The sequence below is a fragment of the Achromobacter sp. JD417 genome (assembly GCF_041879325.1).
GTDB lineage: Bacteria > Pseudomonadota > Gammaproteobacteria > Burkholderiales > Burkholderiaceae_B > Achromobacter > Achromobacter mucicolens.
This window is the reverse complement of the sequence record NZ_CP087159.1, coordinates 23246-44813: the sequence shown is the minus strand read 5'-3', so window position 1 is coordinate 44813 and position 21568 is coordinate 23246. Positions and strand designations below refer to the sequence as shown.

The 21568-nt window shown below is 67.1% G+C and carries 20 protein-coding genes; 2 read left to right on the top strand and 18 right to left on the bottom strand.

Translation table 11 applies throughout. The annotated features are described in order from the left end of the window. Positions 1-7: 7 nt before the first annotated feature. Genes LN047_RS00210 through LN047_RS00180 form a run of 7 tightly spaced genes read right to left on the bottom strand, consistent with a single transcriptional unit; the run spans position 8 to position 6706 of the window. Positions 8-1450: an NAD(P)/FAD-dependent oxidoreductase gene (locus LN047_RS00210; RefSeq protein WP_373980874.1), complete on the bottom strand. Its 1443-nt coding sequence runs from the start codon at positions 1448-1450 to the stop codon at positions 8-10. After that, a complete protein-coding gene (locus LN047_RS00205; RefSeq protein WP_056327675.1) occupies positions 1447-1755 on the bottom strand; it encodes a (2Fe-2S)-binding protein in 309 nt (102 codons plus the stop codon). The genes LN047_RS00210 and LN047_RS00205 overlap by 4 nt, the downstream gene beginning before the upstream one ends. Beyond that, a complete protein-coding gene (locus LN047_RS00200) occupies positions 1739-2896 on the bottom strand; it encodes an NAD(P)/FAD-dependent oxidoreductase (RefSeq protein WP_373980873.1) in 1158 nt (385 codons plus the stop codon). The genes LN047_RS00205 and LN047_RS00200 overlap by 17 nt, the downstream gene beginning before the upstream one ends. Further along, the gene (locus LN047_RS00195; RefSeq protein ID WP_056327673.1) at positions 2896-3696 is read right to left on the bottom strand and encodes an ABC transporter permease; all 801 of its coding nucleotides are present in this window, start codon (positions 3694-3696) and stop codon (positions 2896-2898) included. The genes LN047_RS00200 and LN047_RS00195 overlap by 1 nt, the downstream gene beginning before the upstream one ends. Position 3697: 1 nt before the next feature. Beyond that, positions 3698-4564, bottom strand: coding sequence for an ABC transporter permease (locus LN047_RS00190; RefSeq protein ID WP_056327672.1), 867 nt, complete (start codon positions 4562-4564; stop codon positions 3698-3700). Then, entirely contained in the window at positions 4561-5628 is a 1068-nt protein-coding gene (locus tag LN047_RS00185) for an ABC transporter ATP-binding protein (protein ID WP_373980872.1), read from the bottom strand. The genes LN047_RS00190 and LN047_RS00185 overlap by 4 nt, the downstream gene beginning before the upstream one ends. A 46-nt stretch (positions 5629-5674) precedes the next feature. Continuing rightward, positions 5675-6706, bottom strand: a complete 1032-nt coding sequence (locus tag LN047_RS00180; RefSeq protein ID WP_056327670.1) for an ABC transporter substrate-binding protein — start codon at positions 6704-6706, stop codon at positions 5675-5677. A 184-nt stretch (positions 6707-6890) separates the two neighbouring features. Here LN047_RS00180 and LN047_RS00175 point away from each other — a divergent pair, with 184 nt between their 5' ends. Next, positions 6891-7694, top strand: coding sequence for a GntR family transcriptional regulator (locus tag LN047_RS00175; protein WP_062839324.1), 804 nt, complete (start codon positions 6891-6893; stop codon positions 7692-7694). 13 nt (positions 7695-7707) lie between these two features. Here the strand turns inward: LN047_RS00175 and LN047_RS00170 are convergent, their stop codons facing one another. Genes LN047_RS00170 through LN047_RS00160 form a run of 3 tightly spaced genes read right to left on the bottom strand, consistent with a single transcriptional unit; the run spans position 7708 to position 12486 of the window. Continuing rightward, the gene (locus LN047_RS00170; protein WP_373980871.1) at positions 7708-9432 is read right to left on the bottom strand and encodes a hydantoinase B/oxoprolinase family protein; all 1725 of its coding nucleotides are present in this window, start codon (positions 9430-9432) and stop codon (positions 7708-7710) included. Further along, positions 9419-11482 (bottom strand): hydantoinase/oxoprolinase family protein, encoded by a 2064-nt coding sequence (locus LN047_RS00165; protein WP_373980870.1) that lies wholly within the window; start codon positions 11480-11482, stop codon positions 9419-9421. The genes LN047_RS00170 and LN047_RS00165 overlap by 14 nt, the downstream gene beginning before the upstream one ends. Before the next feature lie 23 nt (positions 11483-11505). Further along, positions 11506-12486 carry a Bug family tripartite tricarboxylate transporter substrate binding protein gene (locus LN047_RS00160; protein ID WP_373980869.1) on the bottom strand — a complete coding sequence of 327 codons (981 nt, stop codon included), beginning with the start codon at positions 12484-12486 and terminating at the stop codon, positions 11506-11508. Positions 12487-12645: 159 nt separating this feature from the next. Between LN047_RS00160 and LN047_RS00155 the strand changes: the two genes are divergently transcribed. Continuing rightward, the gene (locus LN047_RS00155) at positions 12646-13542 is read left to right on the top strand and encodes a LysR family transcriptional regulator (protein ID WP_180099905.1); all 897 of its coding nucleotides are present in this window, start codon (positions 12646-12648) and stop codon (positions 13540-13542) included. A gap of 16 nt (positions 13543-13558) precedes the next feature. Here LN047_RS00155 and LN047_RS00150 read toward each other — a convergent pair whose 3' ends face one another. From LN047_RS00150 to LN047_RS00115, 8 genes are all read right to left on the bottom strand, one after another. Continuing rightward, complete coding sequence (locus LN047_RS00150; protein WP_373980868.1) at positions 13559-14392, bottom strand: GyrI-like domain-containing protein; 834 nt, start codon at positions 14390-14392, stop codon at positions 13559-13561. A gap of 454 nt (positions 14393-14846) precedes the next feature. Continuing rightward, positions 14847-15782 carry a 2-hydroxyacid dehydrogenase gene (locus LN047_RS00145; RefSeq protein WP_373980867.1) on the bottom strand — a complete coding sequence of 312 codons (936 nt, stop codon included), beginning with the start codon at positions 15780-15782 and terminating at the stop codon, positions 14847-14849. A gap of 70 nt (positions 15783-15852) precedes the next feature. Continuing rightward, positions 15853-16923 carry an ABC transporter substrate-binding protein gene (locus LN047_RS00140; protein ID WP_056327663.1) on the bottom strand — a complete coding sequence of 357 codons (1071 nt, stop codon included), beginning with the start codon at positions 16921-16923 and terminating at the stop codon, positions 15853-15855. After that, positions 16920-18092 (bottom strand): NAD(P)/FAD-dependent oxidoreductase, encoded by a 1173-nt coding sequence (locus tag LN047_RS00135; RefSeq protein ID WP_373980866.1) that lies wholly within the window; start codon positions 18090-18092, stop codon positions 16920-16922. The genes LN047_RS00140 and LN047_RS00135 overlap by 4 nt, the downstream gene beginning before the upstream one ends. A 10-nt stretch (positions 18093-18102) precedes the next feature. Further along, positions 18103-19488, bottom strand: coding sequence for an FAD-dependent oxidoreductase (locus tag LN047_RS00130; RefSeq protein ID WP_373980865.1), 1386 nt, complete (start codon positions 19486-19488; stop codon positions 18103-18105). Continuing rightward, positions 19485-19826 carry a (2Fe-2S)-binding protein gene (locus LN047_RS00125; protein WP_142052102.1) on the bottom strand — a complete coding sequence of 114 codons (342 nt, stop codon included), beginning with the start codon at positions 19824-19826 and terminating at the stop codon, positions 19485-19487. Before LN047_RS00125 ends, LN047_RS00130 begins: the two co-directional genes overlap by 4 nt. A gap of 37 nt (positions 19827-19863) precedes the next feature. Further along, positions 19864-20658 carry an ABC transporter permease gene (locus LN047_RS00120; RefSeq protein ID WP_056327659.1) on the bottom strand — a complete coding sequence of 265 codons (795 nt, stop codon included), beginning with the start codon at positions 20656-20658 and terminating at the stop codon, positions 19864-19866. 19 nt (positions 20659-20677) lie between these two features. Further along, positions 20678-21568 (bottom strand): ABC transporter permease, encoded by an 891-nt coding sequence (locus LN047_RS00115; protein WP_373980864.1) that lies wholly within the window; start codon positions 21566-21568, stop codon positions 20678-20680.

The window sequence follows — 21568 nt, the reverse complement described above, 5'->3', positions numbered from 1 at the left end:
CCACCCGTCATTTCTTCAGGCGGACGACGGCCTGGCGCGAATCGTCGGTCTGGGGCAGCGAGGCCAGTTCGCCCAGCGTGAGCGGCTTGGTCGGAAAGCGCAGCCGGTAATAGCCCACTTCCTCGGTCGGCACGCCGCGCTCCTCGGCAATGAGTTCCGACACCGTCAGGCCGCAGAAGCGGCCCTGGCACGGACCCATGCCGCAGCGCAGGAAAGCCTTCATCTGGTTCGGCCCGCTGCAGCCCAGCTTGACGGTCTCGCGCACCTGCGCGGCGGTCACTTCCTCGCAGCGGCACACGATGGTGTCGCCCGTGGGCCGCCGGAACGCCTCCGGCGCCTTGTAGAGCGTGTCGAAGAATTCGCGGCCGCGCACGGCCTGCGCCAGCGCCGCGCGCGGCGCAGCTGCTTCGCTGTCGCGCTTGTCCGCATCGATGCGGCCCAGCAGATGCGCGGCCTGCAGAGCGGCCAGCCGGCCGCGATGCTCGGCCGCCAGCGCCCCGGCGATGCCCGCGCCGTCACCGGCCATGCCGACCCCGTCCACCCCTGTCGTGCCCCATTCGTCGACGTCAGGCTCCCAACAGTCCAGCGCGTCATTCCAGCGGTGCGCCACGCCCACCGCGCGAGACAGATTCACATTGGGCACCACGCCCTGGTGCAGCATCAGCTGATCTGCGGGCAACGTCTTGGTGACGCCGCCAGCCGTGTAGCGCACGCTTTGCAGCTTGCCGTCGCCCAGCGCTTGCAGCGCCGTCACGCCCTTGACGATGGGCACGACGGCCTTGACCGCGCGCAGCAGCTTCAGCCCCTTGCCCAGATACGGCGAGCGCAGAAAACCCCAGACCTTGGGCAGAGCCTGGCCCATGCGGCCGGGCGGCGTGGTTTCCAGCAGCGCGTCGACCTTCACGCCTGCATTCAGGTATTGCCAGGCCACCAGATACAGCAGCGGACCGCAACCGGCCAGCACCGTGCGATCGGACGGCACGACGCCGGAGGACTTCAGCAGGATCTGCGCCGCGCCCGCGGTGATGACGCCCGGCAGCGTCCAGCCCGGAATCGGGAAGGGCCGCTCCTGCGCGCCGGTGGCCAGCAGCAGGCGGCGCGCGTGCACGATGCGGGCCTCGCCCGCCACCGAGTACGCCACCTCGAAACCGTCGGCCGGCTCGGGCGCGGTGCGCTGCGCCACGGCCCAGACGGTCGCCCCCGGCACGTAGCGCGCACCGGACTGCTGGAACGGCGGCACCAGCGTCGCGCCGTGCCAGTAGTCTTCACCCAGGATGCCGCGGTTGGTGACCGGGGTGGTGGTGATGGCGCGGTAGATCTGGCCGCCGGGCGCGGGCTGCTCATCGAGCAGCATCGTATCCACGCCCAGGTTCGCGGCCAGCGTCGCCGCTGCCAAACCGGCCGGACCGGCGCCCACCACCAGCAAATCGCATTGCATCGTGTCGATCATGCCTGCACCTTGCGCGCGCCCAACTGGCGCTCGATCTTCATTCCTTCCCGCACGGGCGTCATGCAGCCCTGCTGGTTCGCTTGTCCGTCGATGGTGACCAGGCAGTCGTAGCACACGCCCATCATGCAATAGGGGCCGCGCGGCACCTCGTTGACGGCCGTGTCGCGGCAGGCCTGCACGCCGCCCGCAAAGAGCGCCGCCGCCACGCTGTCGCCCTGGCGGCACAGCATTTCGGCGCCATTGACCGTTACCCGCACCGGCGCGCCCTGCGCCTGCCGCTGCGCCTCGTCAAGCCGCTTGAACATGAAACCTCCGGGTCGAGAAAGGCGCCATGTCGTCGGCCAGCTTGCCGGCGGCGATCATGGGCGCCAAGTTGAGCGCGTGCGCGGCGGCGAGCGTCACGCCGCTGTGACAGGTGGCGACGAAGGCCCCCGGGCACGTTTCGGATTGCTGATAGATCGGAAAGCCGTCCTTGGACATGACACGCAGCGCCGCCCAGCTGCGGACCACGCGCACGTCCCGCAGCGCGGGCAGCGTGCGCACGGCGCGGTCGGCAAGCGTGCCCAGGATCGGCAGGCCAACCAGGTTGTCCACATAGCCGGCCTCTTCCTGCGAATCGCCGATGAGCCACGTGCCTTCGTCGGTCTGGCGCAGCGTGGACAACGGCGTCTCGAGCATGCGGCGCGTGCGCTCCAGCACGACGATCTGGCCGCGCTGCGGCCGCACCGGCACATCCAGCCCGACTTGCTCGCCAAGCTGCTTGTTGGACAGCCCCGAGGCCAGCACCACCTTGTGCGCGCGCACCGTGCCACCGGGTGTGGCGATTTCAAACACGCCGTCACGCAGGCTGATGCTTTGCGCCGGCCGCTGCGGCAGGTAATCCACAACCCGCTGTGCAAAACTCATGTGCAGCGCGCGCAGCAGCTTGAGCGGATTGGCGATGCCGTCCACCGGCGTCCACGTCGCGCCGCGCACCTCGGGTCCGATGCCCGGCACCAGGTCCGCGACCTCGGCGCGATCCAGCATCTTCCACTCGTACTGCGCCATGCCCGGCTGCGCCAGCAGCGTGTCCATGAAGCGCGTGCGCGCCTCGACCTCTTCGTCGCTCAGGAGCGCGTGCAGACCGCCGCGCTGCTCCAGGTGCACGTCGACCCCGGTCTCTTCCTGCAGCAGGGCGGCAAGCCGGGGCCAGCCGGTGGCCGACGTCATGGTCCACACGCCGTAGCGCGGCAGGCCCATGCCCTTGCTCTGCACCCACACCAGGCCGAAGTTCCCGCGCGAAGCCCGATAGGCCACGTCGCCTTCGTCCAGCACGGCCACGTGGTCCAGTTCGCGGCGCAGCCCGTAGGCCACGGCCGACCCGACCAGACCGCCCCCGATCACCGCCGCATCGTAGATGCCGCGGTGCACGGGCGCGCGCGGCGCCAGTTCTTTCTCTTCCGTCATCAGCGTCCCTTTCCTACAAACAGCTTCTCCAGGCCGACCGCGCGGTCCAGGATGAATATGGCAATGATCGTCACGTAGATCAGCACCGCCGACACCGCCGTCACCAGCGGATCGATGGTGTCTTCGATATGCAGGAAGATGCGCACCGGCAGCGTCGTGGTGGACGGCGAGGCGATGAAGATCGACATCGTCAGTTCGTCGAAGCTGGTGATGAACGCGATCACCCAGCCGCTGACCACGCCCGGCAGCAAGAGCGGCAGCACCACGCGCCGGAATGCCGTCCAGTTGGACGCGCCCAGCGACTGCGCCGCGCGCTCCAGCGCCGGATCGATGCCCGTTGCCGAGGCCAGCACCAGCCGCAGCGCGTACGGCATGACCAGAATCACGTGCGCCACGACCAGGCCGAAGTACGTGCCGGCCAGGTCCACGGTCGTGAAGAACTTCAGGAACGCCAGGCCCAGCACCACGTGCGGAATCATCAGCGGCGACAGGAAGAACGCCACCAGCGCTTCGCGGCCCGTGAAGCGGTTGCGCGCGATCGCCAATGCGCTGGGCACGGCCAGTCCGATCGCCAGCGTGGCCGACAGCGTGCCCAGGCCCAGACTGAACCAGAACGCATCGACAAAGCGCGGGTTGTCCAGGATGGCGCGGAACCAGCGCAGCGACAGCCCGCCCGAAGGCAGCGAAATAAAGCCTTCAGACGTGAACGCCACCGCGCACACCATGACGATGGGCGCCAGGATGAACAGGATGAACAGCGTGTGAAAGACGAGGCCGATGGGGCCGTTGCGAAATTGCATGTCAGCCTCCGGCCTGGTTGAACACGGCCCCGTAGCGGCGCTCGATGATGCGGTTGGCCGACAGCAGCACCACCACGGTCGCCACCAGCAGCACCACGGCCAGCGCTGCGCCCAGCGGCCAGTTCAAGGTGTTCAGGAACTCGTCGTAGGCGGCGGTGGCCACGTTCTTCAAGCGCCGTCCGCCGATGATGGCTGGCGTGGCGAACGAGCTGGCCGCCATTGCAAACACCATGATCGCGCCCGAGAGGATGCCGGGCATCACCTGCGGCACGATCACGCGCCGGATGACGGTGAACTGGCTGGCGCCCAGCGACAGCGCGGCCGCCTCAGTAGCGGGGTTGATCCGCTGCAGCGAGGCCCACACCGAGATCACCATGAAGGGCACCAGCACGTGCGTCAGCGCAATGCCCACCCCCAGGTTGCTGTACATGAGGTCGATGGGGGTGGAGATCAGCCCGATGCCCATCAGCGCCTTGTTGATGAGGCCGGTGGACCCGAACAGCAACGCCCAGCCCAGCGTGCGCACCACCACCGAAATCAGCAGCGGGCCCAGCACCACCATCAAAAATAGGCCCTTCCACGGGTTGGCCATGCGCGACAGCACGTAGGCTTCGGCCGTGCCCAGTACCAGGCACGCCACGGTCACAGCCGCGGCCACGCCAAACGTGCGCGCGTAGATCTCGTAGTAGTAGCCGTCCGAGAAGATCTCGATGTAGTTCTTCCAGGTAAAGGTGGCCTCGATGCCGCCGTAGAACTGAAAGTCGAAGAAGCTGATCAGAAACACCAGCGCCATCGGCACCACGAGGAACGTGGCATACACCACCAGCGCCGGGGCGCTCAGCACCCACGGATTGGTGCGCGCGCTCATGACGCGTTGCCTTGCGGCGCGGCCGCCGGATCGACGGAGCACATGTCCTGCGCGCGCCAGCGCAGATGCACGGTCTGGCCTTCGGCAGGCACCGGCACGCCGTCGTTCTGCCGGATCACCATCACTTCACCGACCGACGTTTCCACCTGGCACAACCAATGGTTGCCCTGGAAGACACGTGTCTTCATGCGGCCCGGCAATGCACAGGCCGCGGGCTCGGAAAACAGGATCTTCTCGGGCCGCACGATCACCGCGCCCTGCGGCACCGGTGCGCCCGCCAGACCAATGTGGGCCTCGCCGATGCGCGCGCGGGTCTCGCCCTCGTACTGCTCGGCCTGCGGCGTGAAAACGTTGGCCTTGCCCAGGAACCCGCCCACGAAATGGCTGGCGGGCCCTTCGTACGCGGCAAAGGGTTCGGCCACCTGTTCGACGCGGCCCTGGTTCATCACCACGATGCGGTCCGACAGCGCCAGCGCCTCGGACTGATCGTGCGTGACGAGAATGGTGGTGGTGCCGACCGTGCGTTGAATGCTGCGCAATTCCAGCTGCATCTCTTCGCGCAGCTTGGCGTCCAGGTTGGAGAGCGGTTCGTCCAGCAGCAGCACGCTGGGCCGGATGACCAGCGCACGCGCCAGCGCCACGCGCTGCTGCTGGCCGCCGGACATGCGCGCCGGGTGCCGGTCGGCCAGATGCGACAGGCCCACGAGCTTGAGCGCATCGGCCACGCGGGCCTGGCGCTCGTCCTTTTTCACGCGCTGCATCTCCAGGCCGAACGACACATTCTCGGCCGCGGTCATGTGCGGAAAGAGCGCGTAGTTCTGGAACACCATGCCCAGCCCGCGCTTGTTGGCGGGCACCTTGCTGACGTCCTTGCCGTTCAGCACGATGCTGCCGCCGGACGGTTCGACGAAGCCGGCAATCATCTGCAGGGTCGTCGTCTTGCCGCAGCCGGAGGGCCCCAGCAGCGAGATGAATTCGCCTTTGTTTACCGACAGGCTCAGGTTTTCGACGGCCGTGGTGTCGCCGTAGCGCTTGCTCAGGCGGTCAAGCACAAGATAGGTCATGAATGCTCCTGGTGGGCGGCAGTGGCGCCGCCCGTATGCCCACGCGTCAGCGCTCGATTTCCCGCGTCCAGCGCTTGTTCCAGTCGTCCCGATTCTGGTTGACCGTATCCCAGTCGATCACGATGAGATCGGCGGCGCGCTTGCCGATGGGCAGCGGTACACGGGGATCGTCCGTGACCTTGGCCTTCTTGTTGACCGGACCATAGCCGTACGCGGAAGCTAGCTTTTCCTGGACCTCGGGCGACACCAGGTATTCGACGAAGGCCTGCGCCTTCGGGTTGGCATTGGGTTTGGCGATCGGACACACGGAAGACAGCAGCGCGTAGGCGCCTTCCTGCGGATAGACGAATCCGACCGGAAAGCCCGTGTCGGCAAACGCCTTGACGCGGCCGCTGCCCCAGACCGCGATGGTGGCCTGCCCGCTGGAGAAGAGCTCGGTCATCTTGCCAGGCGAGGGCTCATAGACCAGCACATTGGGACCGACCTCGTTCTTGAACGTGGTGAAGCCCGGATCGATCTTCTTTTCGCCGCCGCCGCCTTCGCGGGCGTATTCCACCAGCGTGTGCAGGCCATAGGTGTTGTTCAGCGGCGGAATGACCAGTTGCTTCTTGTACTTGGGATCCTTCAGGTCCTTCCAGGACGTGGGCGGCGCCCACTTCTTCTCGTCGAAGACCTTCTTGTTGTACATGATGCCCGTGGCCACGATGCCGATGGCGACCGCCTTGTCGTCCTTGTAGCGCGCGGTGGTGTAGATGTCGTCGGCGGGCAGGTTCTTGATGGGTTCGCAAAAACCCAGCGCAATGGCCTGGTACATGGGGCCGTCATCGATGATGGCGACATCGATCTGCTGGTTGCTCTTTTGCGCCTGCAGGCGCGCCACGGTGTTGGTGGAATTGCCGGCCACGTAATCCAGCTCGACGCCATGCTGCTTGGCGAAGGGCGGGAAGATGTCCTTGCGCATGATGTCTTCGAACGAGCCGCCGTAGCCGGCCACCACCAGTTTCTGCTGCGCCTGTGCGTTTGCGCCCAGCCCGGCCGCTACCGCCGCCGCCGCGAGCACTGCAAGTACCTTGCTCATGAGAACCCCCGAATTTTGGAAGAGAACTGCAAGAACCGACTGATTTGTTGCCCGGCGACCTCATGTCCGCCGTACAATTTGTCCGTACATGAATGTCCGGACAAATAATGAATCCCGCATGACTGCCTTGTCAATCGGTTATTGTCCGGACAAACCCTATAAAACCAATCAAGGAGCCAACCTCATGACCCGATCCTCCGAGCGCGCTGCCAGCCCCGGCGGGGAGCGGCAAGCCCGCGGCCGGCCCGGCGCGGCGCTCCCGGCAGACATGTCGGGTGGCCCCCGCTACAAGAGCATCTATCAGTCGCTCTCGCAGGACATCAGCTCCGGGCGCTACCCCGTCATGACGCTGCTTCCCACCGAGCACGAACTGTGCGAACAATTCGGCGCCAGCCGTCACACCATCCGCGAAGCGATCCGCATGCTGACGGTGGCTGGCGTGGTGTCGCGCCGGCCGGGCGTGGGCACGCGTGTCGAAACGGCCCGCGCGACGACCCGTTTCACGCAGCGCATCTCGCAGTTTCCCGATCTGCTGCAGTACGCGCGCAACGCGGCGCTGCTGGTGCAGGACGTGCGCACCGTCAAGCTGACCAAGCGCCTTGCCGAAACGCTGGGGTGCGAAGCCGGGCAAGAATGGCTGCACATCAACTCGATCAAGACGCTGGACGATCCCGACGTGCCGGCCGCCAGCACGCTCATCTACACGAACCCGGCGCATTCGGACGTGCTGGTGGACGTGAAGTCCCGGATCTCGCTGCTGCGGCTGATCGAGGACCACTTCGGCGACCGCATCACCGAGGTCAACCAGGAGTTCTCCGCCACGCCGATCGGCGCGGCGATCGCCAGGCAACTTCAAGTCGATACCGGCACGCCCGGCTTTGTCATCACCCGCCGGTACTACGGCGACGGCGGCGTGCTGCTGCTTGCCACCATCACCACGTTTCCGCACGACAAGATGAAGTACTCGATGACCCTGAACGTCAGTTGACGCGCGGCTCGGTCTACGCGGACAGCCCATAGTCCGCACGCGCCGCGTGAGGGCTGATCTTGCCGTCAGCCAGATCCTGTTCCACGCGCGCCCGCGGCCGCTCCGACGGCGCGCCATAACCGCCGGCCCCCGGCGTTTCGATGCGCACGCTATCGCCAGCCGCAAGCGCAATGTTGGCGGTCTTGGAAAAAAGCTCCTCGGCCTGCGGCGTTCCGAAGTTGCGGATCAGGCGCGCACGGCGGCCATCTCCACCGCCGTCAACGCCCGCGGCCACGCCGACGGTGTGGCTGTCCGAGCGCGCCGAGAACACGATGCCTGGTCCCACCGCGCGTATCTGCTTGGCGATGCCCATGCCGCCGCGCGTGCGGCCCGCGCCGCCCGAGTCCTGAATCATCGCGTACTCGTCCATCAGCAGGGGATACTCGTTTTCCAGCGCTTCGACCGGCAGGTTCGACGTGTTGGTCATGTGCACATGCACCGCATCCATGCCGTCCGCATCGAAGCGCGCCCCCGCGCCGCCGCCCAACGTTTCCAGGTACACGAAGTGTCCCGCGCGCTCTCGCCACCGGCCCGAGAACACGATGGCGGGGCAGCAGTCGTTGCTGGAAGCCATGGTCTTTTCCGGCGGAAGCAGGCCCCGGAATGCACCGAAGATCGCGCCGGCCACCTTCTGCGCGGTGATCGACCGCGCGCCCACCGCGGCCGGATGCTCGGGATTGGTGATGGTGCCCACGGGCGCGGACAGCGTGATGGGATCGAACAGCCCGGCATTGGGCGCCAGGTCCGGATCCAGTAGCGCCTTCACCGCGTAGTAGACGCAGGCGCGCAGGGCATTGAACGGCAGGTTCATGGCGCCGCGCGCCTGCTTGCCCGATCCGTCGAAGTCGAAATGCAGATTGTCCGGGCCGACGGTCAACGTCACCTGGATGGGCACCGGATCGCCGCCCATGCCGTCGTCGTCAAGATCGCTGCGGAACGTGTAGCTGCCGGGGCGCAGCTCGGCGATGCGGTTCAAGAGGCGCTTGCGCGTGTAGGCGATCACGTCGTCCACCGAGCGCAGCACAGCTTGCAGCCCCATCTGGCGGATCAATCCCTGCACCGCAGCCGCGCCGCGGCGGTTTGTCGCCATCTGCACGCGCAGGTCTAGCACGCGCTCTTCCGGATCGCGGGTGTTCGCGCAGATGAGGCGCAGCAGATCCTCGTCGGTCTGGCCCGCGCGGGCCAGGCGGCAGGCGGGGATGCGGATGCCTTCCTCGAAGATCGACTTCAGCCCTCCGGCAATAGAGCCAGGCACGGCGCCGCCCACGTCGGAGTGATGCGCGATGTTGGCGGCAAAAAATCGCAGAGTGCCTTCCCAGAACACCGGCGTGATGATGTTGATGTCGGGCAGGTGGCTGCCGTCAGCCAGGTACGGATCGTTGCAGATGAACACGTCGCCGTCGCGGATCTGGTCTTCGGCAAACGTGCGCAGGATGGCGCGCATGGCGCCGTCCAGCGATCCGAGGTGCAGCGGAATCTGCGTGCCCTGCGCGACCAGCCGCCCCGCCGCGTCAAACAGCGCCACCGAGCAATCCTTGCGCTCCTTGATGTTGGTCGAGAACGAGGCGCGCACCAGCGTGTTGTTCATGTCTTCGGTGATCGACAGCAGGCGGTTGCAGAACACCTCCATGCCGATCGGATCCGCCAGGACCGAGGCGCTGTCCGCCTCGCACGGTTCAATGGAATCAGGCTTGTTCATGCGAGCCTCCTTGCAAACGGATGATCAGGTTGCCGAATTCGTCGACGCTGGCCTCGTGGCCCACGCCGACCACCGTGGTCGAGCTCATTTCCTCGAGCAGCGCCGGGCCCTGAAAGCGCGCGCCGGTCGGCACGCGGTCGCGGTCATACACGGGCGTTTGCAGCCAGCCATGCGCCGGCCCGAAGTACGCCTTGCGCTCGCCCAGCCGCGCGTCCTGCAGCGTGCCGCCCACATGGCGTGGCGCGAGCGGCGCCTTCACCACCTGTCCGACCGCCTGCATGCGGCAATTGATGATCTGCACCTTGCGATCGTCCACCGTGTAGCCGTATTCGCGCTCATGGGCCTCTGCAAAGCGCCGCGCGAATTGCGCGTAGCCGCCCGGGCCCGTGTCGTCCAGGCTGACCTGCACCTCGAAGTTCTGCCCCTCGTAGCGCGCGTCGATCGCGCTGTGGCACACGCGCAGCGCGGGATCGACGCGTTCGGACGCGAGCCAGTCGCGCGCCTGCGCGGCAAGCCCTTCGAAGATGGCGGTGATGGCGGGCCACGTGTCCTCGCTGGCGAGCGATATCTCGCTTTGCACGAAGTCGAACGAGATGTCGCTGAGCAGAATGCCGCGCGCGCACATCGTGCCGGGTTCCTGCGGCACGATGACCACGGGGATGCCGCATTCCTCGGCCACTTCCACGGCGTGCAGCGGACCCGCGCCGCCGTAGGCATACAGCGAAAAGCGCGACAGGTCGTAGCCCCGCTCGGTGGAAACCGCCCGGATCGCGCGGCTCATGTTGGCGGCGGCGATGCGCAGGATGCCCTCGGCAGCCGCCTCCATGGTCAATCCCAGCGGTTCGGCGACGCGGCCGCGGATGACCTCGCGCGCCGCATCGGCGTACACCGGCATGCGGCCATTCAAGAGCGCCACGGGGTTGAGCCGCTGCAACGCGATTTCGGCGTCGGTGATGGTGGGCTCCTGGCCGCCACGGCCGTAGCCCACCGGGCCCGGCACCGCGCCCGCGCTGTGCGGACCCACCTTCAGCGCGCCGGCATCGTCCAGCCACGCAATGCTGCCGCCACCCGCGCCGATGACATGGATGTCGACCATCGGCGTCTTGACCGGATAGCCGGCGACATGGCGGTGCGAGGTGAAGAGCGGCCTGCCTTCGCACACCAGCGACACGTCCGTGCTGGTGCCGCCCACGTCGAACGTCACGAGGTTCAGGCTGCCGATGGCGCGTCCCACGGCCGCGGCGCCGACCACGCCGGCGGCGGGGCCGGACAGGCAGGTGCGCACCGGATACTGGCGCACCGTGGCGATCGACATCAGGCCGCCGTTGGAGTGAATGGTGTGCGGTTCATGCCCGATGTCCAGTTCCCGCACCCGCTTCAGGAAACGCTCCAGGTAGCGCGCCATCTTCGGCCCGACCGCCGCATTGAGCACGGTGGTGGACAGGCGCTCGTATTCGCGGAACTCGGGCAACACCTCGGACGACTGGCTGATGTACGCATCCGGCATTTCTTCCTGGACGATGCTGGCCGCGCGCCGCTCGTGCGCCGGGTTGCGGTAAGCATGCAGAAAACAGATCGTCACGGCCTCGATGCCGGCCTTGGCGAAGCGCCGCGCCGCATCGCGCACCTGCGCTTCGTCCAGCGCCGTCAGGACCTCGCCCGCCGCGTTGACGCGCTCGTCGACTTCGGCGCGGAATTCGCGCGGCACCGCGACGGGCGGCTTGCCCACGCTGTAGTCGTACAGGTGCGGGCGCGTCTGGCGGCCAATCTCCAGCACGTCGCGAAAGCCCCGTGTGGTGATCAGACCGACGCGCGCGCCCTTGCGTTCGATGATGAGGTTGGTGGCCACCGTCGTGCCGTGGCCCACGTGCGACACCTGCGAAGGCGCGACGCCATGATCCGCAAGCATCTGCCCGATGCCCGTGGCGATGGCCTCGGAGGGATCGTGCGGCGTGGAGGGCACCTTGTGAAAGTGCACCACGCCGGCGTCCTCGTCGATCATCGTGAAATCGGTAAACGTGCCTCCGACGTCTATCCCTATGCGATACATATCGTTCTTTCCAAAAATGAGGGTCAGTCCAGACGAATGCCGGCTTTCTTCACCACCTGGCACCACTTGCTGATTTCGTCCTTGATCATCGAGCCGAACGCCGGGCCCGCAACATCCGACACCTGAGCGCCCTGCTGCTCGAGATAGGTCTTCATGGCGGGCGCGTGCAGGGTCTGCACCAGGCCGTCGGTCAGCTTGGCGCGCAAGGGTTCGGGCATGTTGGCGGGCGCCAGCATGCCGAACCACACCATGGCCTCGTAACCGGGGTAGCCGGACTCGGCGACGGTGGGCACGTCGGGCAACATGGCCGAGCGCTGCGGCGAGGTCACCGCCAGCGCCTTGATCTTGCCGTCCTTGATGTAGGGGTACGACGTCATCACGACGTCCATCATCATGTTGATCTGTCCGCCCACCAGGTCGATTAGCGCGGGGCCGGAGCCGCGGTAAGGCACATGCACCATCGACACCCCGGCGGTGGACTTGAAGAGTTCGGCGGCCAGGTGATTGGACGTGCCCTGGCCGTTGGAGGCGAAGGAATACTTCTCGGGCTCTTTCTTCAGCAGGGCCACAAACTCCTGCAGGTTGTTGGCGGGGACGGACTGGTTCACCGACATGACGTTGGGGATCGTGGCCACGACCGTCAGCGGCGTGAAGTCCTTGACCGCGTCGTACGGCAGCTTGGAATAGACGCAGGGCGCGCTGCCGTGCGTGCTGACCGATCCCATCAGGATGGTGTAGCCGTCGGCGGGTTGGCGCGCGACGTACTCGGTGCCAACGGTGCCGCCCGCGCCGGGCCGGTTTTCGACGATGACGTTGGCGCCCAGGCGCTGGCTCAGTCCTTCGGCGATCTTGCGCGCCACCACGTCGGTGGAGCCGCCGGCCGCGAACGGCACGACGATACGGATGACCTTGTCAGGCCAGGCGGCGCTGGCGGTTCCGGCGGCGGCAAAGAGCGCGACGCCGGCGGCAATGCGACAGCAACTGCGAAGTAGCCCTGTTTTCATGGCTTGGTTTCCCCTTGTTGATAGAACTTCCTTATGGCCGGATCATGCGTGTCCGACCTTGGTTCGCTGCAACAACGAAGTCATGCTAGGCCCGGCGCCGCGATGACAGCAGTCCTACAGGTTTATATTTGTATAGATGCCATTTATGGACGCGCGGCGATGAAGAATCCGGACCTGAATCTGCTTCTGCACTTCGATGCGCTGATGGCATGCCGCAATGTGTCGCGCGCGGCCGAGGCGATGAACATCAGCCAGCCGGCCATGAGCGCGGCAATGAACCGGCTGCGTCAGTTGTTCGGCGATCCGCTGCTGGTGCGCGAGGGCGGCGCGTGGCAGCCGACGCTGCGGGCGCTGGAGCTGCACCAGCATTTCAAGCCGCTATTGGAGGGCTGGCACCGCGCGACGCGCACCCGCGAGGCGTTCGACCCGGCGCATTCGTCGCGCACGCTGTCGCTGTATGCGACCGATTATGTGCAGTACACGCTGCTGCCCAAGCTGATTCCGCGGCTTGCGGTGGACGCGCCGCACTTCCAGTTGCAGATCGTGCCGGCGCGGCCGCAGCACGGGCTGAGCATGCTGGACACCAATCATGTGGAGCTGATCGCGGGCTATTTTCCGGACCCGGCGCCGGACCTGCGCACGCGCTTTCTGTACCAGGAGCCGGCGGTGTGCATCGTGCGCGAAGGACATCCGTGTTTGCGCAAGCGCTGGAATCTGGACGCCTACCTGAGCTACGGGCATTTGGATCTGGCCGCGCACACGCGCTACTTCAGCACGGCGATCGATCGCATCCTGATGGGCCAGAACCGCAGCCGCAAGATCGTGGCGACGCTGTCCAGCTATCTGGTGTGTCCGTTCATCGTGGAGGGATCTGACCTGATCGCGACGATGCCGGTGAGCATTGCGAAGGCGATGTCGGGCAGCGCGCGCATCGTGACGCAGAAGGTGCCGCTGACGTTGCCGCCCATTGCGGTGTCGTTGTACTGGCACGAGCGCTATCAGGACGATCCGGCGCACGCCTGGCTGCGGCAATATCTGGCAGGCGTGCTCGGGTAGCGGGAGGCGCTGTCTGCTATTGCAGCGGCAGGCAGATGCGGGTCTGCAATTGCGCGGGCGGGGTGGTGCGCGGGTCGTTCAGGTATTGCTCGAACATGGGGAAGTCCGCGGGGGCCATGCTGCTGGACGGGAGCCATTCGGCAAAGAGCCAGTCGTAGGGCTTGCGCATTTCGTTGTAGGGGCCGGTGTACGTGAGGATGGCGCAGCGGCCGGCGGGGATTTCGAAGCGTTCGAGTTCCTGGCCGATGTCGGCATCGGGCGCGACGGGCATGCCGGCAAGCGATCGCAACTGGCTTTCGGGGACCTGCTCGGGGTCATCGAAATAGATGCCGTAGCCGATGGTGTCGGGGGTGGCAATGCCGCGGCCGATGGCGAGCATGAAGGCCCTTGAGAAGACGGGGCCGATGTCCTGGTAGCTGCCGCGGTGGGGCAGGACGGCCAGGGTGGTTCCAGGGAAGTTCTCGATGACGACGGGGTACATGGTCAGCTCCTTGGGGGTGGAAGACTGGGCACGGGCGGCGCGATACCGGCCGGGCGGGGTGCCGAAGAGGGCGCCGAAGGCGCGGTTGAAGGCGGCGTCGGATTCGTAGCCGGCGCGTTGGGCGATGTCTCTCAATGGGGTTTCGGAGCTGGCCAGGGCGGCGGCCGCGCGGTGCATGCGGATGCGCTGGACGGTGGCGTTGACCGTTTCTCCCATCATGGCGCGGTAGACGCGGTGGAAGTGGTAGGGGGATAGGCAGGCCAGGTCGGCCAGGTGGTGCAGGTCTGGCGGGGCGTCTGGGTTGGCGGCTAGCCAGCGTAGGACGGGGTCCAGGCGTTGGGCGTGTTGGGATCGCGTTGCAGGTTTCAATGGGTTGCTCCTTGGTAGGGGCAATTTAGCTTTTGGGGGTTTGCAGATTTTGCGGTTTTTTTCTCTGGGTTGCGCCGGTTCGGTTCTTTAGACGCACGGCGCGGCGGTGGCCTTGGGGCGCGGGGCTACGATTGCGGTCCGGAGCCTTCGCTCCGGACTGCCCCTTCGTCATCGTCGTTGTCGCCTCCGGCGACTGCCTTCCGATTCCCTCGGGCGCATCTACACGCCCCGCGCCCCAAGGCCACCGCCACGCCGTGCTCGGGTGGTTCGGGTTCCGGCATTGCTGGGGCGAGTTGTTTGCTTGGCGTTCTCGCAAGCAGTGGGGTGTGGCGGAAGGTCTTGCGGGGCCCGCGCCACGGCGGCCGCGCGGGCGGCCTGGTGGCGCTTACGCGGTGTCTTGCGGCACGCGTTGGCGCTGCGCGCTTCGCTCTGGATTGCTGTGGGCTGCGCGGTGTCAGTAGCCGCGCTGAGGGTCGTAGATGTTGGGAAGCGCCTCGCCGCGCTCGTTGGCTGCGATCAGCAGCGCGGTGTGGCGCGCGCGCTCCTTTCGGTCGGGGATCGCCGCGCAGTGGGGCGTGATGGTGATTCTTGGGTGCGTCCACAGTGGGGAGTCTTCAGGCAAGGGTTCTTGCTCGAAGACGTCCAGGATGGCTTGATCCAGATGGCCGCTGTCCAGCGCATCCAGGATGTCCTGGGTGACCATGTGGGTGCCGCGGCCGGCGTTGATGAGGCTGGCGCCTTTGGGGAGCTGGGACAGCGTCGTGCGGTTGAGGATGCCGCGCGTCGTTTCGGTGGCGGGCAGGAGGCAGACGAGGAGGTCGGTGTTGGCGAGGAAGTCGGCGAACTGGTCCTGGCCTGCGTAGGACGGCATGCCGGGTAGCTTGCTGGCGCCGCGGGACCAGCCGCTGACGGGAAAGCCTGCGCGGGACAGGAGTTGGGCCGAGGCGATGCCAAGGTGGCCCAGGCCCATGATGCCGACGCGCACGTCGGCGGCGACGCGCAGGGAGTCGAAGAATTCCCAGTGGCGGCGGGCCTGGTTGTCGGTGATGCGTTTGACGTTGCGCGTGATCATGAGGGCGCTGGTGAGCACGTACTCGGCCATTTCGGTCTGCGTGCGCGCGGTGACCATGCGGGCGATGGGCAGGTGGCGCGGCAGGGCGGGGTCGGCGAGGATGTGGTCGACGCCGGCGCCGGCGCTGATGATGAGTTTCAGGTTGGGGAAGGTGGCCAGGCGGCCGGCGTCGGGGGCCCAGACGAGGGCGTAGTCGATGGTGGCGGGGTCGGGGTCTTCGTGCCAGCCGGCAACGTCCAGTTCCGGCGCGAGCGCGCGGAAATGCGCGCGCCATTCTTCTGTCGCCTGAGGGCCGCCGGAATTGATGATGAGGCGCATGCGTGTCCTTGCTGCTGGAAGGCCGGCGCGGCGCACCTGCGGGTTGCCCACAGGACGCCGCGCGTTGGCCTCAACGTTCGACCGTGCGGTTCCAGCGGGCGTTGAAGGCGGGCCGGGCCGCGTTGATCTGGTCCCAGTCCAGGATCTTAGCGTTGGCCATGTAGCCTTGGAAGCGCTTGAGCGTCTCGGCGTTGTCGGCGGACGCCTGGACGTTCTTGTTGGACGGGAAGTGGCCGCCCATTTCCAGCGCCTTGGCCTGGGCCTTGGCGGACAAGAGGTACAGCGCGAGCTTTTGCGCGAGTTCGGGTTCGCTGTTCTTGGCGATGACGCATTCGCCGACCATGAGGATGACGGAGCCTTCCTTGGGCTGGGCGTATTCCACCGGGATGTCGCGCTTTTTCAGGCGGGCGATGGCGGTGGGGGTGAGCGGGAAGATGGCGGCCTCGTCGGACTGGATCATCTCGGCCAGCTTGGCAGAGTTGGGGATGTACTCGAGCACGTTGGGGCCGATGGTGGAGGGCCACTTCTTGAAGCCGGGCTCGTAGTTCTGGTCGTTGCCGCCTTCGATACGGTTGAACATCAGGAAGCCATGCAGGCCGAAGGTGCTGCCGGAAGCAGACTGGAAGACGACCTTGCCCTTGTACTTGGGATCGGCCAGGTCCAGCCACGAGGTCGGCGGCGTCCAGCCGTTCTTCTGGAAGAGGCGGGTGTTGTAGCCCAGGCCGGTCATGCCGATGTCGATGCCGGCGGCCATGCGGTCTTTCATCAGGGCGGTGGGATACAGCTCTTTCAGGACGGGGTCGTCGTTGAGCTGTTCGCACAGGCCCATCGAGATCGCTCGGGCCATGATGCCGTCATCCAGGAACATGACGTGCATCTGCGGGTTGTCCTTGTAGGCCTGCGCCTTGGCCAGCACGTCGGTCGAGGTGCCGGGCACGACGACGATCTTGACGTTGTTGGCCTTCTCGAAGTCGGGGAACACGTGCTGCGTGAAGGCGCGTTCCATGTCGCCGCCGTTCATGCCGACGTACAACGTCTTTTGCTGCGCCATTGCGCCGGCGGACAGCAATGCCAGCACCGCCGCGCCCAGCAGGCGCTTCCCCTTGGTCAGGCGCTGCGCGCCCTGTTTCTTGTGCATCATGGTGACTCCAGCGTTTGCTCACGAAGACTCTCAGGCCGGGCCGCGGCGCCGTGAGCGGCGGGCGCGTACCGTTCAATGCGGAAGGCATTGATGGGAATGGAGGATCGGCCGTGCACGACCAGTTCGGACAGGACTTCGCCGACGGCCGGGCCGATCTGAAAGCCCGCGCCGGACAGGCCGAAGGCATGAAAGAGACCGGGCACGATGGCGCTGGGTCCGAGCACGGGATTGTGGTCGGGCATGTTGCCTTCCACCCCCGTCCAGAAGCGGATGACCTGCGCGCCGCGCAGCACAGGCAGCAGCGTTGCCGCATTGGCCATCAGCGCGCCTAGGTTGTCGCGCCCCGGGCGTGCATGGTCGGGGTCTGCCGAGACGCCGCGCCCGCCGCCGATGACGCAGTTGCCGCGCGCGACCTGGCGCGCGTAGATGCCGCCGCCCTGCATGCCCAGGCTGACGTTCATGAACAGCGGTAGGGGTTCGGTCACCATCATGAGGGGATGAATGGAGGTTTCGGGCACGGGTTCGCCAAAGCCTTCGGCGAAGCGGCCGGCCCAGGCGCCCGCGCAATTGAGCAGCACGCGCGCGCGCACTTCAAGCGTGTCGCCGGCGCGCACGATGAAACGCGTGCCGTCGTGCGTGGCTGATGTGACGCGCACGCCTTCGCGCACGTCGGCGCCCAGCGCGGCCGCGGCACGCCCGAACGCCGGGGACACGAGCCGAGGGTTGGCGTGGCCGTCCTGCGGGCAGAACGAGCCGCCCACCACGCCCTGGCCCAGCCAGCCGAAGCGCCGCGCCAGCGCGCGGCGGTCCAGGATTTGAAGATCCATGCCAAAGCCGCGCGTGCTGTCGCGATAGGCCTGCAGCAGCGCCAGGTCGGCGTCGCTGCAGGCAAGCTTCAAATGTCCGGAGCGCACATACTCGCCGTCGATGCCGATCAGCTCGGGCAGCTTGCCCCACAGCTCATGCGCGCGCCGCGCGAGCGGCAGCTGCTCAACGCCGCGGCCCTGCCGCCGCACGCCGCCGTAGTTGACGCCGCTGGCCTTGGCGCCGCACAGCGCCGCGTCCAGCAGCACCACGGGCACGCCCTGGCGGCGCAGGAACAGCGCGGCGCTGCCGCCGACGATGCCGCCGCCAATGATCACGACTTCGGTGTCGATGCGTTCCATCATGCGGCCTCCATCATGCGGCCCTTTTCGCGGGCCGTTCCAGGCACACGACGTTGACCGGGATGGGTTTGACCGGCGGCTGATTGCGCAGCCGGCCCACGGCGCGCGGCGCGCAGCCCACGGCGTGGGCCAGGACTTCCGCGCCGGCAACGCCGCACATGCGGCCCTGGCAACGGCCCATGCCCACGCGCGTCAGCGCTTTCAGGCGATTCATCTCCCGCACGCCGTTCTCGTGCACGGCCTGGCGGATGGTGCCGGCGGTGACTTCCTCGCAGCGGCAGACGACGGTGTCGTCGGCGATGCCAGCGGCCCAGTCCTCGGGAAACGGGAAGGCGCGTTCCAGCGCGTCGCGCACGCGGCCGTTGGCCGCCAGTTGCGATTCCAGCATGCGCGCGCGTCGCGCGTTGTGCGGATACCCGGTGTCTTCAAGCAGCGCCAGCGCCGCGCGTTCGCCCGCCAGTTCGGCGGCGTCTGCGCCGCCGATGCCTGCGCCATCGCCGGCGACGTAGACGCCCGCCACGCTGCTGCGGCCGGCGGCGTCGCGCCGCGGGAGCCAGTTGCGGTCACGTTCGTTGAATTCAAAGTCGCAGCCGATCAGGCTGGCAAGCTGGGTTTCGGGCCGCAGCGACAGGCCAAAGCCGACCGCATCGCAATCGACCGTATGGGTGCGTGCACCCTGCCGGTAGGACAGGCCCGTGACGCGGTCTGTGCCCGCAACGGCCACGGGCCGCACGCCGCTGCGCAACGGAACGCCGTGCGCGCGCAGCCACGCCATGTAGTAAAGGCCCTTGGCCAGCAGCGCGGACGCACGCAGCATGCCGGGCAGCGCGGCGGCGCGGTCGGCAAAGCGGGACGTGTCCAGGACGGCTGCGACTTGCGCGCCCGCCTTGGCGTACTGATAGGCCACCAGATACAGCAGGGGGCCGGTGCCCATGAACGCGACGCGCGAACCGATGCCGCATCCCTGGTGCTTGAGCGCCACCTGCGATCCGCCCAGCGTGTAGACGCCGGGCGTCAGCCAGCCGGGAAACGGCAGCACGCGGTCGGTGGCCCCGGTGGCAAGGATGAGGTGGGTGTAGGGCACAGTGGTGCTGACGCCGTCGCGCAGCACGTCCAGCGTTCTGCCTTCGGCGTTCCAGACGAGACAGCCGGGGCGGTATTCCACGCTGCCCTGCAACGCCTGCATGGTCCGGTGCACGGCGTCGGCCTTGCGGTGTTCGAAGCCGTACAGTGCGGATTTGGGCCGCGAGAAGCCGGGCGGCGGCTGCCGGTAGATCTGGCCGCCGGGCCGCAGGCCTTCGTCCAGGATCACGGGCCGCAGGCCTTGCGCGGCCAGCGTCTGGGCCGCGCGGATGCCGGCCGGCCCCGCACCGACGATCACGGGCATCACGGCGGTCATGGCGTGTCGTCCTCGGGCCAGGCGGCGGCCGACAGCGTGCCGGGCGCGGCTGCCGGCGCCAGCGCGGCGCTCTGCAGCCGCATGCCGGGCTCGATATACGTGGAACAGGCGCGCACGCGCTCGCCGTTTTCAAGCTGCACCCAGCAGTCCTGGCAGGCGCCCATCATGCAGAAGCCGGCGCGCGGCCCGCCCCCGAATTCCGAGACGCGCAGGCGCTCGCCCTGCGTCAGGACGGCGGTCAGGACCGTGTCGCCGGCAAGCGCCGTGCAGGGCTGTCCGTCGAACGTGAAGGTCAACGCGGGCCGGCCGGTTTCGGCCAGGCGTTTCAGGATTGCCATGGCGCGCGCGGCTCCTTTGCGGCTGTCGGCAGCGATTTCATTTCTGGCCCACCAGGACGCGGTCCAGTCCGTACACCCGGTCCAGCAGCAGCATGGTCACGGCCGTCAGCGCGATCACCAGCGCGGACACGGCGGCCATCATGGGATCGATGGATTCGGTGGCGTACATGTACATGCGCACGGGCAGCGTGATGGTCGACGGCGCCGTGATGAACACCGACATGGTCAGTTCGTCGAAGCTGTTGATGAATGCCAGCAGCCAGCCGCCGGATACCCCGGGAATGATGAGCGGCAGGGTCACCGTAAAGAACACCGTGGCGCGGCTGGCGCCCAGCGACAGCGCGGCGTGCTCGATGGACCGGTCAAAGCCGACCAGCGCGCCGATCACCAGGCGCATCACGTAAGGCGTGATGACGACCACGTGGCTGGCGACCAGCCACGGAAAACTGCCGGCCATGCCCATCAGCGCGAAGAAACGCAACAGCGCCACGCCCAGCACCAGGTGCGGGATCATGAGCGGCGACAGGAACAGGCCGTTGAGCACGTCGCGCCCCGGAAAGCGGTAGCGCGTGATGGCGATGGCCGCGGGCACGGCCAGGCACACGGCAATGCTGGCCGACAGGAACGCCAGCCACAGGCTGTTCTTGAACGCCTGCATGAAGTTGGGATGCTCGAATACCGCGTAAAACCAGCGCAGCGAGAAACTTGTGGTGGGCACGGTAAGCGTCGAGTCCGGCGTGAACGCCACCAGGCACACGATGACCAGCGGCGCCAGCACGAAAGCCACCACCAGGAAGTTGAACGCCAGCGCGAAAGGACCGTTCTTCTGCATGTTCGATTCCTTGCGCGGCTCAGCCCAGGCTGCGGCGGTAAGAGCGTTCGACGACGCGGTTGTACGCCATCATGACGATCACGTTCACGATCAGCAGCACGATCGCGATGGCCGCGCCCAGCGGCCAGTTCAGCTCGGTCAGGAATTCGTCGTACACGACGGTGGCCACCATCTTCAGGCGACGTCCGCCCAGCAGCGCCGGAATCGCAAACGAGCTGGCCGACAGGCCGAAGACGATGAGGCTGCCCGACAGGATGCCCGGCATGGCCTGCGGCAGCACGATGCGCGTGAGCGTCTGAAAGCGCGAGGCGTTCAGCGACAGCGCCGCATGCTCGACGGTGGAATCCAGCTTCTGCAGCGACGTCCAGACGGGGATCACCATGAAGGGCAGCATGACGTGCACCAGGCCGATGATCACGGCGGTGGGCGTGTACAGCAGCGTTCCCAGCCCTAACGCGGCGGCCGCCTTGCCCAGCGGTCCGCCCGGGCCCAGCAGCATGCTCCAGCCGAACGCGCGCACCACCAGCGAGATCAGCAGCGGCGACAGCACCACCAGAAGGAAGATCGAGCGCCAGGGCTTGCCCATGCGCGAGAGGATGTAGGCTTCGGGCGCGCCGATCAGCACGCAGATCAGCGTGGTGACGCCGGCGATCCAGAAGGTGCGCCAGAAGATCTCGATGAAATAGCTGTCCGTGACGACGGCCAGGTAGTGCTCGAACGTGTGACCTGGCTGGATGCCCGCAGCGTAATCGAACGGCCGGAAGGACAAGGCGAACGTCAGCGCCAGCGGCGTGAGCACCAGCGTCAGGAACACGAGCGCCAGCGGGATCGATCCCAGGATGGCGAGCAGGCCGTCGTTGCGCGGCTTGGGCAGGTTGGCGGCAGCGCCGCGTTGCGTGAGCGTCGCCAT